12 protein-coding genes and 1 pseudogene are annotated in these 16,727 nt (G+C 70.6%); 8 read left to right on the forward strand and 5 right to left on the reverse strand.

Features of this window, described 5'->3' with window-relative positions; translation table 11 throughout:
* Nucleotides 1-3: 3 nt before the first annotated feature.
* Together ACZ3I3_RS13220 and ACZ3I3_RS13225 are read right to left on the reverse strand one after the other, a co-directional pair.
* Entirely contained in the window at nucleotides 4-876 is an 873-nt protein-coding gene (locus ACZ3I3_RS13220) for a carbohydrate ABC transporter permease (RefSeq protein WP_467364569.1), read from the reverse strand.
* Nucleotides 870-1,862 (reverse strand): ABC transporter permease, encoded by a 993-nt coding sequence (locus ACZ3I3_RS13225; protein ID WP_467364570.1) that lies wholly within the window; start codon nucleotides 1,860-1,862, stop codon nucleotides 870-872. Before ACZ3I3_RS13225 ends, ACZ3I3_RS13220 begins: the two co-directional genes overlap by 7 nt.
* Nucleotides 1,863-2,094: 232 nt before the next feature.
* Here ACZ3I3_RS13225 and ACZ3I3_RS13230 point away from each other — a divergent pair, with 232 nt between their 5' ends.
* Nucleotides 2,095-3,096, forward strand: coding sequence for an acetylxylan esterase (locus ACZ3I3_RS13230; protein ID WP_467364571.1), 1,002 nt, complete (start codon nucleotides 2,095-2,097; stop codon nucleotides 3,094-3,096).
* Nucleotides 3,097-3,348: 252 nt separating this feature from the next.
* Here ACZ3I3_RS13230 and ACZ3I3_RS13235 read toward each other — a convergent pair whose 3' ends face one another.
* On the reverse strand, nucleotides 3,349-3,795 hold the full coding sequence (locus ACZ3I3_RS13235; RefSeq protein ID WP_467364572.1) for an MmpS family transport accessory protein: 447 nt from the start codon (nucleotides 3,793-3,795) through the stop codon (nucleotides 3,349-3,351).
* 298 nt (nucleotides 3,796-4,093) lie between these two features.
* Between ACZ3I3_RS13235 and ACZ3I3_RS13240 the strand changes: the two genes are divergently transcribed.
* Nucleotides 4,094-5,185 carry a lytic polysaccharide monooxygenase auxiliary activity family 9 protein gene (locus ACZ3I3_RS13240; protein WP_467364573.1) on the forward strand — a complete coding sequence of 364 codons (1,092 nt, stop codon included), beginning with the start codon at nucleotides 4,094-4,096 and terminating at the stop codon, nucleotides 5,183-5,185.
* A gap of 63 nt (nucleotides 5,186-5,248) precedes the next feature.
* Here ACZ3I3_RS13240 and ACZ3I3_RS13245 read toward each other — a convergent pair whose 3' ends face one another.
* Nucleotides 5,249-5,392, reverse strand: coding sequence for a hypothetical protein (locus ACZ3I3_RS13245; RefSeq protein WP_467364574.1), 144 nt, complete (start codon nucleotides 5,390-5,392; stop codon nucleotides 5,249-5,251).
* Between the two features lie 248 nt (nucleotides 5,393-5,640).
* Here ACZ3I3_RS13245 and ACZ3I3_RS13250 point away from each other — a divergent pair.
* The 5 genes and pseudogenes from ACZ3I3_RS13250 to ACZ3I3_RS13270 all read left to right on the forward strand — a co-directional run.
* A pseudogene (locus tag ACZ3I3_RS13250) lies at nucleotides 5,641-8,166 on the forward strand (SpoIIE family protein phosphatase); the annotation flags it as partial.
* A 580-nt stretch (nucleotides 8,167-8,746) separates the two neighbouring features.
* Complete coding sequence (locus ACZ3I3_RS13255; protein ID WP_467364575.1) at nucleotides 8,747-9,829, forward strand: substrate-binding domain-containing protein; 1,083 nt, start codon at nucleotides 8,747-8,749, stop codon at nucleotides 9,827-9,829.
* Between the two features lie 14 nt (nucleotides 9,830-9,843).
* The gene (locus ACZ3I3_RS13260) at nucleotides 9,844-10,623 is read left to right on the forward strand and encodes an ATP-binding cassette domain-containing protein (protein ID WP_467364576.1); all 780 of its coding nucleotides are present in this window, start codon (nucleotides 9,844-9,846) and stop codon (nucleotides 10,621-10,623) included.
* Complete coding sequence (locus tag ACZ3I3_RS13265) at nucleotides 10,614-11,921, forward strand: sugar ABC transporter permease (RefSeq protein ID WP_467364577.1); 1,308 nt, start codon at nucleotides 10,614-10,616, stop codon at nucleotides 11,919-11,921. The genes ACZ3I3_RS13260 and ACZ3I3_RS13265 overlap by 10 nt, the downstream gene beginning before the upstream one ends.
* Before the next feature lie 60 nt (nucleotides 11,922-11,981).
* Entirely contained in the window at nucleotides 11,982-13,340 is a 1,359-nt protein-coding gene (locus ACZ3I3_RS13270; protein ID WP_467364578.1) for an ABC transporter substrate-binding protein, read from the forward strand.
* Nucleotides 13,341-13,436: 96 nt separating this feature from the next.
* Here ACZ3I3_RS13270 and ACZ3I3_RS13275 read toward each other — a convergent pair whose 3' ends face one another.
* Nucleotides 13,437-16,235 (reverse strand): aconitate hydratase, encoded by a 2,799-nt coding sequence (locus ACZ3I3_RS13275; protein ID WP_467364579.1) that lies wholly within the window; start codon nucleotides 16,233-16,235, stop codon nucleotides 13,437-13,439.
* A 263-nt stretch (nucleotides 16,236-16,498) separates the two neighbouring features.
* On the opposite strand from ACZ3I3_RS13275, the gene ACZ3I3_RS13280 reads away from it, so the two are divergent.
* The gene (locus ACZ3I3_RS13280) at nucleotides 16,499-16,699 is read left to right on the forward strand and encodes a DUF4236 domain-containing protein (RefSeq protein WP_086559773.1); all 201 of its coding nucleotides are present in this window, start codon (nucleotides 16,499-16,501) and stop codon (nucleotides 16,697-16,699) included.
* Nucleotides 16,700-16,727 lie beyond the last annotated feature (28 nt).

Raw genomic sequence — 16,727 nt, forward strand, 5'->3', positions numbered from 1 at the left:
TTGTTAACCCTTGACCGCGCCGAGCATCACGCCCGAGACGAAGTAGCGCTGGACGAACGGGTACACGCAGAGAATGGGCAGCGAGGTCAGCACGATGGTGACCGCCTGGATGTTGGCCCCGACCTGGCTGAGCTGTGCGTCGGCGGCACCGGCGTTGCCGCCCGTGGTGGCGCCGGAGATGAGGTTGCGCAGGTAGACGGTGACCGGCATCAGGTCGGAACTGTCCAGGTAGAGGAAGGCGCTGAACCACGAGTTCCAGAAGGACACCGAATAGAACAGCACCATCGTGGCGACGACCGCCTTCGACAGCGGCAGCACGATCCGCCGCAGGATTCCGTAGGTGCTCAGCCCGTCGATCTGCGCGGCCTCCTCCAGTTCGCCCGGCAGGCTCTCGAAGAAGGCCTTCATCACCAGCAGGTTGAAGACGCTTATGGCGTTCGGGAGGGCGATGGCCCAGATGGTGTTCTTCAGTCCGAGGTTGCTGACCAGGACGTAGTTCGGGATCAGACCGCCGGTGAAGAACATGGTGAACACGGCGATGCCGACGAGCAGGCCGCGGCCCTTGAGCTGCTTCTTCGACAGCACGTAGGCGTAACAGGTCGTCAGCACCATGGCCACGGCCGTCGCCACGACCGTGTACAGCACGGTGTTGCCGTAGTTCCGCCAGAACATCGAGTCCTTGAACACGATCTCGTACGTGGTGAGGTTGAACCCCTTGGGCAGCAGGGTCACCTCACCGGCCCGGATCTGCCGCTCCCCGCTGAAGGACCGCGCGAGGATGTTGACGAAGGGGTACAGGGTCACCAGCACGACGAGGGTGAGCACCACCCCGTTGACGCCCTGGAAGACCCGGTAGGAACGACTCGGCTTCACCACAGGCTCGTCCCCACTGTGCGGCGCGAGAGCTGGTTGGCGGACGTGATGAGGACCAGGCCGATGATCGCCTCGAACAGTCCGATGGCGGCGGCGTAGCTGAAGCTGTTGGACTCCACACCGGCCCGGTAGACGTACGTCGAGATCACGTCGGCGGTCGGGTACGTCAGCGGGTTGTACAGCAGCAGGACCTTCTCGAAGCCGACCGCCATGAACGTGCCGATGTTGAGGATCAGCAGCGTGACCATGGTGGGCCGGATGCCGGGCAGGGTGACGTGCCAGATCTGCTGCCAGCGGTTGGCGCCGTCGATGCGCGCGGCCTCGTACAGGTCCTCGTCGATCGTGGTGAGCGCGGCGAGGTAGAGGATCGTGCCCCAGCCGGCGGTCTGCCAGATCTCCGAGCCGACGTAGATCGTGCGGAACCACTCGGGTTCCTGGATGAAGCGGATCGGTTCGTGCCCGAACCAGCCGAGGGCGTGGTTGACGGGGCCGTCACTGGCCAGCATCTGCATCGTGATGCCCGCGACGATCACGATCGACAGGAAGTGCGGGAGGTACGACACCGACTGCACGAACCGCTTCAGGGAGCGCCGGCGCACCTCGTTGAGCAGCAGCGCCAGCACGATGGGGACCGGGAAGCAGAACAGCAGCGTGAGCCCGCCGATCCACAGCGTGTTGCGGAACACCTGCCAGAAGGTGGGGTCGTTGAGGAACATCTGCACATAGCGCAGCCCCACCCACTCCTCGCCGAAGATCGACCCGCCCGGCTCGAAACGCCGGAAGGCGATGACGTTGCCGATCATCGGCAGGTAGCGGAAGACCAGGAAGAACAGCAGGGGCAGGACCGCCAGCGAGTACAACTGCCAGTCGCGGCGCAGCGCCCGCCGCCAGCCGGTCCGGGCGGGATCCCGCTTGCCGCGTCGGGGTGCGGCTCTGGCCGGAGGCGGATCCTCGGTGCCCGGCGGGGCCGACGTGGTGGACGTGCTCATTGCTCGGGCCTCCCGTGGGCATGGGACGCGGAACCGAAACTTTCGAGCTCTTACCGGTAACTTCGCGGCAACTTAAGGGCAGCAGAAAGCGCTGTCAATGGGGGCGACGGCAGTCGGCTGGGGCGTCTGTGCCGCGTTGGAATCGCGTCGAACCTGGGTAGACCCCAGGGACCTGCCGCCCGTCGTCCTTCGCAAGTTTCTGGATGACCACCGACTCCTGCGTGGTGCCGCTGTGCCCGCGTTCGACCTGCCGCTGACGGAACTGGAGCGCCATCGCCCGGACATCGGGGAGCCCGCCGACTTCGACGCGTTCTGGCTGCGCACCCTGAAGGAGGCCGGCCAGGGGGACCCGCTGGTGTCGGTGCGGCCGGTGGAGACGGGGCTTCGGCTGATCCGGACGTGGGACGTGACGTTCCGGGGTTTCGCGGGCGACCCGGTGCGCGCCTGGTTCAGCAGACCCGCCGGGGTGGACGGACCCCTGCCCGCCGTCGTGGAGTTCGCCGGGTACGGGCGCGGCCGGGGCCTCCCCCACGAACGCCTCACCTGGGTCAACGCCGGGTACGCGCACCTGCTCATGGACAACCGCGGCCAGGGCGACGAGTACGGGTGCGGCGGTGACACGCCAGATCCGCACGCCACCGCGCCCGGCGGGCCCGGTCCGGCGGTGCGCGGCCTGCTCTCACCCGAGGACTACCACTACCGCCGTCTGATCACGGACGCGGTCCGCGCGGTCACGGCGGTACGGGAACTGCCCGGCGTCGACCCCGCGCGGACCGTCGCCGTCGGCAACAGCCAGGGCGGCGGACTGGCCCTGGCGGTCGCGGGGCTCGTCCCCGACCTGGCGGCGCTGCTCGTCACCGCCCCGCTGCTGTGCGGCATCCGCCGCGCGCTCGACCTCACGGACGCGGGGCCGTACGGCGAGATCGCGTCCTACCTCGCCGTCCACCGGGGCGCCGAGCACGACGCCTACCGCACGCTGTCCTACGTCGAGGGCGTCTCCTTCGCCCGTCGCGCGCAGGCCCCGGCTCACTTCGGCGTGGGGCTGCGGGACACGGTGTGTCCGCCGAGCGGGGCGTACGCGGCGTTCAACCGCTATGCCGAACTGACGGGCACGGCTGCTCCTCGCAAGGAGATCCACGCGTATGCGTTCAACGGGCACGAGGGGGGTGACGCGGTGCAGGTGAGGCGTCAACTGGGGTGGGCTCGGGAGGTGTTGGGCCGTCCGGAGTGGTGACCGCCGGTGCTCGCGGTCACCGGTTCGGTCATCGTTCGGTCACCGGTCGGGGTGCGTCGACCTGAGGTCCGGCCGGGGGTCGGTTCGTCGACCTGAGTCCGGCCGGGACTTCGGGTGTGGGACACCGGGCGCGGGGCTCCAGGCGCGGGGCTCCGGGCGCGGGGCTCCGGGCGCGGGACTCCGGGCGCGGGACTCCGGGCGCGGGACTCCGGGTGTGGGACACCGGGTCGCCCAGGGCCCTCGCGACTCGGGCTACTTCCCGATCGGGGACTCCGCGGTGCAGCCGCCGGCGGTCACCAGACCATCGGCACTCTGCTCCTCGAGCACCTTGCCCTTGTGGATGATCTTGCAGGTGACCTGGGCGCCTTCGGGGTCGGCGGCGACCGGCATGACCGCCGCCGGCATGATGCCGCGCAGCGTGACCGTCTTCTTCCAGGGCAGTTCGGGCTTCGACACCGACTCGATCTTCGGCTCCATGGCCTTGCCGCCACCGCCGTGGAACTCGATCGAGTCGACGTTCTTGCCGGTGACCTCGTAGGTGACTTCGTACGTCTCGTCCACCGCCTTGTCGACCTGGTCGACCGCCTCGGAGCAGGAGCTGAGACCGAGTGCGAGACCGGCGGCGGCGACGGCGCAGACGGCGGCGCGGATGGTGCGGTTCGCACGGATGGTGCGGTTCAAAGGATCCCCCCGGATCATGAAAGGTCGGATCGGCAGCCAATCGTGAAGGGGAAGCAAAGTCAACTTCACAAAACCCGACGCCGGTTGGTCCGGCGACGGTGAGGCCGCACGAACAGACCTGCACACCCGTCCATCCCGACCGGTGCTCTTGCGCCGCAGCCGTAGACAAGCGCGCCGTCCGGCGCTAACTTCCGCAACAGCGGGGTGGGAGCGCTCCCATAACGGTGGACCGGAACCCGCCCTCGAGTGCCCCCACCCCGCGCATCCGCGTACACGCATCCACAGGCCCGTACCTCGAGGAACGGACGATGCTGTCATGATCCTGACAAGAAACGCGGGGGGATCCCCCACGCCCCGATCAGCCCTCTCCACCCGGACCAGGGCCCTCTTCCTGGTCCTGCTCTCCCTCCTCGTCACCGTTCCGGCCCTCGGCCTGGTCATGTCGGCCGGTGGCGAGGCCGAGGCGCACGGCACGCCCATGAAGCCGGGCAGCCGTACCTTCCTGTGCTGGCAGGACGGTCTGACCGACACCGGCGAGATCAAGCCGGTCAACCCGGCGTGCCGGGCCGCACAGCAGGTCAGCGGTACCACGCCGTTCTACAACTGGTTCTCGGTGCTGCGCTCGGACGGCGCCGGCCGCACCCGGGGCTTCGTACCGGACGGCGAGCTGTGCAGCGGCGGCAACACCAACTTCACCGGGTTCAACACGCCCAGCAAGGACTGGCCGCTCACCCACCTCACCTCGGGCGCGACGGTCGACTTCTCGTACAACGCCTGGGCGGCGCACCCGGGCTGGTTCTACGTCTACATCACGAAGGACGGCTTCGACCCGACGAAGCCGCTCACCTGGAACGACATGGAGGAGCGGCCGTTCCTGAGCGTCGACCACCCGCCGCTGAACGGCTCCCCGGGCACGGTCGAGGCCAACTACGCCTGGACCGGCAAGCTCCCCGAGGGCAAGTCGGGCCGCCACATCATCTACATGGTCTGGCAGCGCTCCGACAGCCAGGAGACCTTCTACTCCTGCTCGGACGTCGTCTTCGACGGCGGCAACGGCGAGGTGACCGGCATCAAGCAGCCGGGCACCCCCTCCGAGCCGGTGCCCGGCACCTGCACGGCCACCCGCAAGACGACCGGCAGCTGGAACGGCGGCTACCAGTCCGAGGTGACCGTCACCAACACCGGCACCGTCCCGATGCTCGGCTGGATGGTCGACTGGACGCTGCCGTCCGGCCAGAAGATCGAGAGCTTGTGGAGCGGCAGCGCCACCTACAACGGCCAGTCGGTGATGGTCCACAACGCCGGCTGGAACGGCTCCCTCGATCCGGGCAAGAGCGCGACGTTCGGATACACCGTCTCGGGCTCGGGCGGTGACAGTACGACGAGCCTGCCCTGCCGGGTCGGCTGAGCCATCGCCGCGGGCGGGCCCGGTGCGCGTCGGCCACCGGGCCCGTTCGCTCCGGCAGACCGCTCACGCCTCCCGAGCCTCATCAGCCGAGTGGGGGGCGATCCGCCCGGGCAGCCGGTCGTAGCTCGCCAGGAAGACGCCGACGTAGGCAACGGCGGCGATACCGAACGGAGCGGCGGTCAGGGCGCCCCTTCGGATGACGGACATCTGGCTCTCCCCTCGCGTCGTCGTTCTCATTGGACCGGCACCGGGCGCATCGGCTGAGGGCGGGACGACGCGGCTCCCTGGCCGATCCTCTGCTCCATCCCATATGTCGCTGTTATCCAGGTATGCGATTCTGTTGTGAGGGTGTCCTGCCGCTCACGTGGGCGTGGATCCGCCGCGTCGTCGTCGCCTGAGTTCCGGGGACTCCCACCTGCCGGTGGCTGCGGCATGGACGGGAGGTGGATGCGGACATGCCCCATTACGGCGATGCCCGGGCCGCGGTTTCCGGGCCTCGGGCGCCGGGGAACGGGGGCGCCGGTTCGCCTCGTCCCACGCCGGAGTCCGCCGCGCGGGAGCGGGTCCTGGCGTTCGCCGGAGTGGCGATGGCGGCGGTGTACGTACGGAGCGAGGACGGCTCTGAGCTCCAGCTGGTGGAGTCCGCCGGTGCCGAGCCGGAGCGGTACGGGCTGCCGGGTCGGGTACGGCACGGCGGGGGCACTTCGCCCACCCCGGCGCCTGGCTATGCCGCGGTGTCCGGGGACAGCGGGTCCGCCGTCGTCGAGGCCTTCCGGAGCGGGCGGCCGCTGTGGCTCGCGGGCCGGCAGGAGGGCGGGGCCACGGGCGCGCCGCTCGGGGCGGTGCCGCTGGGCGCCGCCGGCGGGTGGCTGGGATGTCTGGCCGTGGTGGGAGAGTCCGGGGAGGGGTTCGGCGCCGAGCAGCGGGAGTTCCTGGAGCGGTACGCCGATGCGGTCTCCGGACGGCTCCGTGGAGAGGCCGACCGGTCCGCCCCCTCGCCCCTGCTGGATTCCGCGCTGCGTGCCCTGGGGGTGGGCTCCTTCGCCCTGAGACCCGGCACCGGGCTGGTCGAGACCGACCCGGCCCTGCTCGAACTGGTCGGCATCCCCGAGGGCGGCTTCGACGGCAAGACCGACACCCTGCTCTCGTACAGCCTCCCGGAGGACGTTCCGGCGCTGCTGTCGGTCATCGAACCGTCCCCGCAGACCCCCGGGCGCCGGGAACTGGAGTTCCGGACCCGCCGGGCCACCGGTGAACTGTGCTGGCTGCGCCTGAGCTGCCGGGTGCTGAAGGGGCCCGACGGCGCCCCGGAGCGGGTGCTGGGCGTGGTGACCGCGGCCCCGGTGCTGCGGCGCAGCGCCAGCGACGTCGCCCGGATCCAGTGGCTGACGGCCGCGCTCGACGACGCCACGACCGTCCGGGACGTCAGCCGCGTGGTGGTCGCCGCGTTGCGCGAGCCGCTGGGTGCCGACCGGGTGGCGCTCGCCGAGCTGCTGGAGGACCGGCTGGCGGTCACCGTGCTCGATCCGCCGGGTGCCGGTGCCTGGCCGGAGCTGTGGCGTTCCGAGTGGCGCTCTGAGTGGCCCGACGCGCCGGTCACGGCCCTGCCCACGCTCCATGCCGCGGTGCGGGACGGGCGGATGAGCCTGTGGCCGGCGGGTACCGCGCTGGAACCCGGCCTCGCGGAGATCGGCCCCGGCGGACTCGCGGTTTTGCCGCTGCCGGCCAAGAGCCGGGTGGCCGGGGTGTGCCTGGTCGGCTGGGACACGCCGCACGAGTTCGCGCCCGAGGAGCGGGCCCTGCTGACGGCGACCGCGGGGCTCGTGGGGCAGGCCCTGATCCGCGCGCACGCCTACGACGCCGAGCAGGAACTCGCGACGATGCTCCAGCGCAGCCTGCTGCCGCGCCGTCTCCCCCAGCTGCCCGGGGGCATCGCCGTGGCCCGCTATCTGCCCGCCCGGCGCGGACTCCAGGTGGGCGGCGACTGGTACGACGTGATCGCCCTGTCGGAGGGGAAGGTCGCCCTGGTCATCGGGGATGTGCAGGGGCACAGTGCCGGGGCCGCGACGATCATGGGCCAGATGCGCACGGCGGTCCGGGCCTACGCGGTGGAGGGTCATCCACCGGACGTGGTCGTCGCGCACGCCAACCGGCTGCTCGTCGGCATGGAGACCGACCTGTTCGCCACGTGCTGCTACGTCGAGCTGGACATGGAGGAGGGCAACGCGCTGTTCGTGCGGGCCGGGCATCTGTCCCCGCTGGTGCGTCATCCCGACGGCGGCACGGAGGAGATCGCGGTCGAGGGCGGGCTTCCGCTGGGCGTGCTGGAGGACGCGGAGTTCCCGCTGACGGCGCTGGCGCTGGCGCCCGGCTCGGTGCTCGCGCTGGTGACGGACGGCCTGGTCGAGTCGGCCGAACTGGACCTGGACGAGGGCATGCGGATCGTGCGTGAGCTGCTCGCCGCGGCGGACCCCGCCGACCCGGGGCGGATGGCCGACGACCTGCTGGGCGAGGCCGGGCGCCGTGAGGACGACGTGGCGTTGCTGCTGCTGCGCTACGACGGGATGCGGGTGCGGCCGGTGCGGGCGGGCTGGGTGGTGTGGCGGCTGCCGGACGCGGTCATGCACGCCCGCCGGTTCAGCGCGCGCACGCTGCGCTCCTGGGACGTCGTGGAGGAGGCCGACACCGTGCTGCTGGTGGTGTCGGAACTGGTCACGAACGCGCTGGTGCACACGCAGGGCGCGCTCCGGCTGGACCTGACCCTGGCCGCGGACCGGCTGCGGGTGACCGTGAGCGACTCCTCGCCGCGGGCGCCGGCCAAGCCGGTGGTCGTCGACTGGGAGTCGACCGGCGGCCGCGGGCTCTTCCTGGTCGAGGCGCTGTCGGCGGCGTGGGGCTCGGTGCCGGTCGGCGGCGGCAAGCAGGTGTGGAGCGAGATCGTCGTGTCCCGCCCGGAGGCGGACGGCGAACCGGAAGCGGAACCGGCGCCGGAGGCAGAGCCGGCGATCGTGCCGACGGAGGAACCGCAGCCGCCCCGGGACCGGGGCTGGAGCATCGGCCGCAGCCGTGACTGGGTCATGGGCCGAAGCCGCGACCGGAGCGGAGGCACCGGAGGCACCAGGGGCTCAGGCCGAAGCCGGAACCGGAACCGGGACCGGGTCCGAGTCCGCGACCGCGATCACGACCCGGGCGAGAGCAGCGTCCGGGACAGTCACGACGACCGGTCCCAGGACCAGAACCGGAACCCGAACCCGGGCGAAGGCCAAACCCCCGGATCGAGCCGGAACCCGGACCGTGTCCGCGACCGCGAGCAGGACCTGGACGAGAACCGGACCCCGGACACCAAAGACGACCGCGCCCAGGACCAAACCCGGAACCCGAACCCGAACCCGAACCCGAACCCGAACGGAGCCCACACCCCGGATCGCGGTCAGGCCCCGGGCCAGGACGGGCGTCCTGCCCCGGGCCAGGACGGGCGTCCGGACACCACCGCGAGCCAGGGCCGGGCCCCCGGCCGGGGCGCCGCCGGGGGCGACGCCGGAGCCAGGAGGGAGGGACGGGATGAGGGGCCGTAGGTGGCGGGTGGGGGCCGGGCTCGTCGCGGCTGTCATGGCGGTGGCGCTGGCCGGCTGCAGCGAGGACGGCGGCGCGGGCGAGGACGGGTTCACCGTCGGGCTGCTGCTGCCGAGCCGCGCGGTGCCCCGCTGGGAGCAGTCCGACAAGCCCATGATCGAGAAGCGGGTGAAGGAGCTGTGCGCCGACTGCCGGGTCCTGTACGCCAACGCGGAGAACGACGCGGCGAGCCAGCGGCAGCAGATGAACTCCATGATCACCAGGGGCGTGTCCGTCCTGATCCTGGACGTCGTCGATCCCAAGGCGCTGCGCTCCTCCGTCCGCGCGGCGGACCGCGCGGGCATCCCGGTCGTCGCCTACGACCGGCTCGCCGAGGGCCCGATCTCGGGTTTCGTCAGTTTCGACGGCGGCCGGGTCGGCAGACTCCAGGGCGAGGCGCTGCTGAAGGGCATGGGAGCCCGGGCCGACGACGGCGGCGTCGTCATGGTGAACGGCGACCCGTCCAGTCCCAACGCCGCCTGGTACGAGGGCGGCGCCCGGTCCGTCCTCCGGGACAAGGTGCGGATCCTCAAGTCGTACAACACCCTCGGCTGGCGCACGGAGAACGCGCACGACCACATGTCCGCCGCGATCAGCGCCCTCGGCCCGAACCAGATCGACGGGGTGCTCGCGGCCAACGACTCGATCGCCGCCGGCGTCATCGCGTCGCTCAAGAGCGCCCGTGTCTCGCCGCTGCCCCCGGTCACCGGCCAGGACGCCGACCTCGACGCCGTGCGGCGCATCGTCAAGGGCGAGCAGTACATGACCGTCTACAAGCCCTTCCGGCAGGAGACCGAGGCGGCCTCCGCCATGGCCGTCGCCCTGGCACGCGGCAACGACCTGGGCGTGCTCGTCACGTCGACCGTGGACAGCCCCACCACGCGGGACGTCCCGGCGGTGCTGCTCGACCCGGTCGCCGTGACGGCCGAGACCATCGGGCGGACGCTCGTCCGCGACGGCGTCTACACGATCGACCAGATCTGCACTCCGAAGCTCCGGCCGGCCTGCGACCGGGTCGGGCTCACCCGGTGAGGGAGGTGATCTCCGTGGCCCATCCGCCCGTACTGGCGTTGCGCGGCATCTCCAAGCGGTTCGGTGGCGTGCAGGCACTCGTGGACGTCGATCTCCAGGTCCGGGCCGGTGAGGTCGTGGCCCTGGCGGGCGACAACGGCGCCGGCAAGTCCACGCTGATCAAGGTGATCTCGGGCGTCAGCCCCGCCGACCGGGGCGTCATCGAGTGGGAGGGGCACCTCGTGCAGATCAAACGCCCCCACGACGCCCACGCCCTGGGCATCGCGACCGTCTACCAGGACCTCGCCATGTGCGACAACCTCGACGTCGTGGGCAATCTCTTCCTCGGCCGGGAGATCGACCGGGTGGGCATCCTCGACGAGGTGGAGATGGAGCGCCGGGCCCGCGACCTGATGCGGACCCTGTCGATCCGTATCCCCGACGTGCGGATGCCGGTCGCGACGCTGTCCGCCGGGCAGCGGCAGGCCGTCGCGATCTCCCGCTCGCTCATGGGCGCGCCCAAGGTCCTGCTGCTCGACGAGCCCACCGCCGCCCTGGGCGTCGAGCAGACCAGCCATCTGCTCGACCTCATCGAGGAGGTGCGCGACCGCGGTATGGCGATCATCCTCATCAGCCACAACATGGGCGACATCAAGGCCGTCGCGGACCGGGTCGCCGTGCTGCGCCTCGGCCGCAACAACGGCCTGTTCGACGTGAGCACCGTGACGCAGGAGCAGATCATCTCCTCCGTCACCGGGGCGGCGGACAACGCCGTGGCACATCGCACGAAGGGCGACGAGGAGGCGTGGCCGTGACGGGGGGCGGGCCGCACCGCGGCGGCGGGCCGACCGCGCCGGGCGGTGGCGCCGGGACGCCGGTCGAGTCCGGCCGTCCGCCGCGCACCCGCGGCTGGTCCGGCACGCTGCGCCGCTACGCCCTGGAGATGCGCGGCAGCGTGCGGGACGGCGAGCGCGGGCCGCTCCTGGTGATCGCCGGGCTGATCGTGATCTGGTGCCTCTTCCAGGCGCTGGACGACAACTTCCTCTCGCCGCGGAACCTGTCCAACATCAGCGTGGACATCGTCGGGACCGGCCTGGTCGCCGTCGGCATCGTGTTCGTGCTGCTGATCCGGGAGATCGATCTGTCGGTCGGTTCGGTCAGCGGCCTGGCGGGTGCCGTGTTCGCCGTGCTGAACGTGAATCACGGGATGCCGGAGTGGCTCGCGGTGCTCGTCGCGATCGCCGGGGGCATGGCGGTGGGCGCCTTCCACGGGTTCTTCTTCGCCTGGCTCGGCGTGCCCGCGTTCGTCGTGACCCTCGCGGGGCTGCTGATCTGGAACGGCCTGACGCTCGACCTGCTGGGCGCGAGCGGCACGATCAACATCGACGAGGAGGGCCTGGTCGCCTCCCTGACCAGCCGGCACTTCGGGGACGACATCGCGGCCTACGCGGTGGCGGCGCTCGGTACGGCCGGGTACGTCCTGGCCGCCCACCACAAGCGTGCCCGGCACCGGGCCGCCGGGATGCCGTACCGGCCGCCGGTCGAGATCTGGGTGCGCACCGGTGTCCTCGCGGCGCTCGCCTTCGCCGCCGCCTACACGCTCAACCGCTTCCAGGGGCTGCCGCTGGCGCTGCTGATCTTCCTGGTGGTTCTCGTCGTCTCGGACTACGTGCTGCGCCGTACGCGGTACGGGCGGCGGGTGTTCGCGCTCGGCGGCGGGGTCGAGGCGGCGCGCCGGGCGGGCATCTCGGTGGAGCGGGTGCGGGTCGCGATGTTCATGGTGTCGGGGACGCTGGCCGCGATCGGCGGGCTGTTCGTGGCCTCGGGCCTGACCTCGGCGAGCCCCACGACGGCCCGGGCGGCCGGTTCCGGGATGCTGCTGATCAACGCGATCGCGGCGGCGGTCATCGGCGGTACGAGCCTGTTCGGCGGGCGTGGCTCGCCCTGGTCCGTGCTGCTCGGTGTGCTGGTCATCCAGTCGGTCGCCTCCGGCATGGGGCTGCTGGGGGTGGAGGACGCCGTGCAGTTCATGATCACGGGTGGGGTGCTGCTGGCCGCGGTCGCGGCCGACGCGCTCTCCAGACGCGCGGCGGCCCGGCGGGGCCGTTCCTGAGTCATGCATTTGTCCAGGAATGCCTACAAAACAGCAAAGATGGGTAGGGGCCGGAGTGCCATGAAACGCAGCCTTCTCGCCCGGGCGGCCGTCGCCGCCACGGCCGTCGCAGGCCTGGTCCTCGCCGGATGCGGAGACACGGACGCGCCCGCCGACGCCGACGAGCAGGCCGACGTCAGCGTGCTCGCGATGGACGCGTCCCAGATGCAGACCCTGAAGAAGCTCACCAAGAGGCACTTCACCGCGCAGACGGGCATCACGGTCGACTACACCCTGCTGCCGGAGAACGAGGTGCGGGAGCGGATGAACCGCGAGTTCGCGACCCAGGCCGGCACCTACGACGTGGCGAGCGTGAGCGCGTACGAGGTGCCGATCTACGCGGACAACGGCTGGCTCGCCCCGCTCGACTCCTATGTGAAGGCGGACGAGGACTTCGACCAGGACGACGTCTTCCCCAACCTGGTGTCCTCACTGACCGGCGAGGACGGCAAGCTGTACGCCGAGCCGTTCTACGGCGAGGGTTCCTTCCTCATGTACCGCAAGGACCTCTTCCGCAAGGACGGCCTGACCATGCCGCCGAACCCGACCTGGGAGCAGGTCGCCGGCCTCGCCGCCGAGGTCGACGGCACCGACGGCGCGAGCGGCATCTGCCTGCGCGGCCTGCCCGGCTGGGGCCAGAACCTCGCCCCCCTCAACACGGTCGTCAACACCTTCGGCGGCGCCTGGTACGACACGGACTGGAACGCGCGCCTGACCTCACCCGAGTTCAAGAGGGCCGTCGCGTTCTACGTCGACCTGCTCCGCTCCCACGGTCAGCCCGGCGCCCACCGGATGGGCGTCCTGGAGATCCTCGACAGGTTCGTCGCGGGCAAGTGCGCCATGATGTACGACGCCACGTCGCTGGCCTCGTCGGTCGAGGCCGACGGTTCCGCGGTCAAGGGCAAGGTCGGCTACGTCCCGGCCCCGCACGACCGGACCGAGAAGGCCGGCTGGCTGTGGACCTGGGCCTGGGGCATCCAGCAGGCGGCCGAGAACAAGGACGCCGCCTGGGAGTTCATCTCCTGGGCCTCCTCCAAGGAGTACCAGGAGCTGGTCGGACAGGAGGTGGGCTGGACCGCGGCGCCCGCCGGGAACCGCAAGTCGCTCTACTCCAACCCCCAGTACCAGCAGGCGGCCGACGCCTGGTACCGGCAGGAGTACACGGCGGCGACCGACTCCGCCGACCCGAAGAACCCCGGCGTCGGCCCCCGCCCCTACAGCGGTATCGGCTTCGTCGGCATCCCCGAGTTCGCCGTGCTCGGTACGGCGGTCTCCGAGCAGATCGCCGCGGCCATCGCCGGGCAGCAGTCGGTGGACAAGGCCCTGGAGAAGTCACAGGACCTCGCCCACGCGGCGGCGGCGAAGTACCGGGGCGAGTGACCCGGCGCCAGTGCCAGGACCTGCGCGGCGAGGGCCGCGCCCCCGGTCACCCGGGAACGCGGCCTCGAACTCCACTGAACTGCCTTACGGGTCCGCTTACTTGCGGATCAGGCTGCGCAGCACGTACTGCATGATGCCGCCGTTGCGGTAGTAGTCCGCCTCACCGGGGGTGTCGATGCGGACGACCGCGTCGAACTCGACGCCGGTGTCGGTGGTGACCTTCACCGTGCGGGGGGTGGTGCCCTCGTTGAGCTCGGTGACGCCGGAGAAGGAGAAGGCCTCCTCACCGGTCAGGCCGAGGGACTCGGCGGACTGGCCCTCCGGGAACTGCAGCGGAAGGACGCCCATGCCGATGAGGTTCGAGCGGTGGATGCGCTCGTACGACTCGGCGATGACGGCCTTGACGCCCAGGAGCGCGGTGCCCTTGGCCGCCCAGTCGCGGGACGAGCCGGAGCCGTACTCCTTGCCGGCCAGGACGACCAGCGGGATGCCGGCGGCCTGGTAGTTCTGCGAGGCGTCGTAGATGAAGGAGACCGGGCCGCCGTCCTGCGTGAAGTCACGCGTGTAGCCGCCCTCGGTGCCCGGCGCGATCTGGTTGCGCAGGCGGATGTTGGCGAACGTGCCGCGGATCATGACCTCGTGGTTGCCTCGGCGCGAGCCGTAGCTGTTGAAGTCGCGGCGCTCGACGCCGTGCTCCGTGAGGTACTTGCCGGCCGGGGTGTCGGCCTTGATGGCACCGGCCGGGGAGATGTGGTCGGTGGTGACCGAGTCGCCCAGCTTGGCCAGCACACGGGCGCCGGAGATGTCGGAGACCGGGGTGGTCTCCATCGTCATGCCCTCGAAGTACGGGGGCTTGCGCACGTAGGTGGACTGCGGGTCCCACTCGAAGGTGTTGCCGGTCGGGATCGGCAGCGCCTGCCACTGGGCGTCGCCCGCGAAGACGTCCGAGTAGGACTTGGAGAACATGTCCTCGCCGATGGCGTTGGCGACGACCTCGTTCACCTCGGCCTCGGAGGGCCAGATGTCCTTCAGGAAGACGGGGTTGCCGTCCTGGTCGGTGCCCAGGGCGTCACGGGTGATGTCCACCTTCATGGAACCGGCGAGCGCGTAGGCCACGACCAGCGGCGGGGACGCCAGGTAGTTCATCTTGACGTCGGGGTTGATCCGGCCCTCGAAGTTCCGGTTGCCGGAGAGGACCGAGGTGACCGCGAGGTCGTGGTCGTTGACGGCCTTGGAGACCTCCTCCGGCAGCGGGCCGGAGTTGCCGATGCAGGTGGTGCAGCCGTAGCCGACGAGGTTGAAGCCGACCTTGTCGAGGTACGGAGTCAGGCCCGCCTTCTCGAAGTAGTCGGTGACGACCTTGGAGCCCGGGGCGAGGGTGGTCTTGACCCACGGCTTGCGGGTCAGGCCCTTCTCCACCGCCTTCTTGGCCACCAGCGCGGCGGCGACCATGACGTACGGGTTGGAGGTGTTGGTGCAGGAGGTGATGGCCGCGACCGTCACCGCGCCGTGGTCCAGCTCGTACTTCGTACCGTCGGGGGCGGTCACGGTGACCGGGTTCGACGGGACGGCGGCACCGGTGCCGTCGGCGTGCTGCGGGGCGCCGGCGCCGTTCTCCTGGCTGCCGTAGGCCGGGGCGTCGGAGGCCGGGAAGGACTCGGCGCTCGCCTCGTCCACCGGGGAGGCCGAGGCGGCGACCTGCTGGGCGGCGGGGACGTCGACGTAGTTGAGGACGTCCTTCGCGAACTGCTGGGCGGCCTCGGCGAGGACGATGCGGTCCTGCGGGCGCTTCGGGCCGGCGATGGAGGGCACGACCGTCGACAGGTCGAGCTCCAGCTTCTCGGAGAAGTCGGGCTCGGCGGCCGGGTCCAGCCAGAGGCCCTGCTCCTTGGCGTACGCCTCGACGAGGGCGAGCTGCTGCTCGGAACGGCCGGTGAGCTTGAGGTACTTGATCGTCTCGTCGTCGATCGGGAAGATCGCGGCGGTCGAGCCGAACTCCGGCGACATGTTGCCGATGGTGGCGCGGTTGGCCAGGGAGGTGGCGGCGACGCCCTCGCCGTAGAACTCGACGAACTTGCCGACGACGCCGTGCTTGCGGAGCATCTCGGTGATGGTCAGCACGAGGTCGGTGGCGGTGGTGCCGGGCGTGAGCTCACCGGTGAGCTTGAAGCCGACGACGCGCGGGATGAGCATGGAGACCGGCTGGCCGAGCATGGCGGCCTCGGCCTCGATGCCGCCGACGCCCCAGCCGAGGACACCCAGGCCGTTGACCATGGTGGTGTGCGAGTCGGTGCCGACGAGGGTGTCGGGGTACGCCTGGCCGTTGCGCACCATGACCGTACGGGCCAGGTGCTCGATGTTCACCTGGTGGACGATGCCGGTGCCGGGCGGGACGACCTTGAAGTCGTCGAAGGCGGTCTGGCCCCAGCGCAGGAACTGGTAGCGCTCCTTGTTGCGGCCGTACTCCAGCTCGACGTTCTGCGCGAAGGCCTCGTTGGTGCCGAACTTGTCGGCGATGACGGAGTGGTCGATGACCAGCTCGGCCGGGGAGAGGGGGTTGACCTTCGCCGGGTCGCCGCCCAGCTCCTTCACGGCCTCACGCATGGTCGCGAGGTCCACGACACAGGGCACGCCGGTGAAGTCCTGCATGATCACGCGGGCCGGCGTGAACTGGATCTCCTGGCTGGGCTGGGCCTGCGAGTCCCATCCGCCGAGGGCACGGATGTGGTCGGCGGTGATGTTCGCGCCGTCCTCGGTGCGGAGCAGGTTCTCCAGCAGGACCTTGAGGCTGTACGGAAGGCGGGCCGAGCCCTCCACCTTGTCCAGCCGGAAGATCTCGTACGACTCGTCGCCCACCTGCAGCGTGCTGCGGGCGTCGAAGCTGTTCGCCGACACGACAGTCTCCTTCATTGATGTGCGCGTACCACCACGATCCTGCCGCCACGGCATCTCGGCCGATCCGCTAAGGTAAGGCTAAGTTAGGCACGCCTTACCGGGCTGGCGGCTGCGGTGCTCCCCGGCAGATATCTCGATGTCGAGATAACTCTAGTACACCGGGGCCGATAGGTCATGCCCCGGCGTCCGCCATGCGGTCATGCCCATCCCTCTCCGGGGTATCCGAATCAGGAGTCCACACCGCAAACGGAGAGGAGACAGGCATGCCGCTCACGTTCCGCAAGAGTTTCCGGATCCTTCCGGGGGTGCGCCTGAACATCAACAAGCGCTCCTGGTCCATCACGACCGGCGGCGGAAAGAACGGCCCGCGTCACACCCGCAGCAGTACGGGACGTCGTACGACATCCATGGATTTGCCCGGACCTTTCGGGTGGCGACGGACGCGCACGAGTCGCCGACCCTGAAGTCACCAGGGAGGATTGACTTCCCGTC

The organism is Streptomyces sp. NPDC016851 (assembly GCF_055562795.1).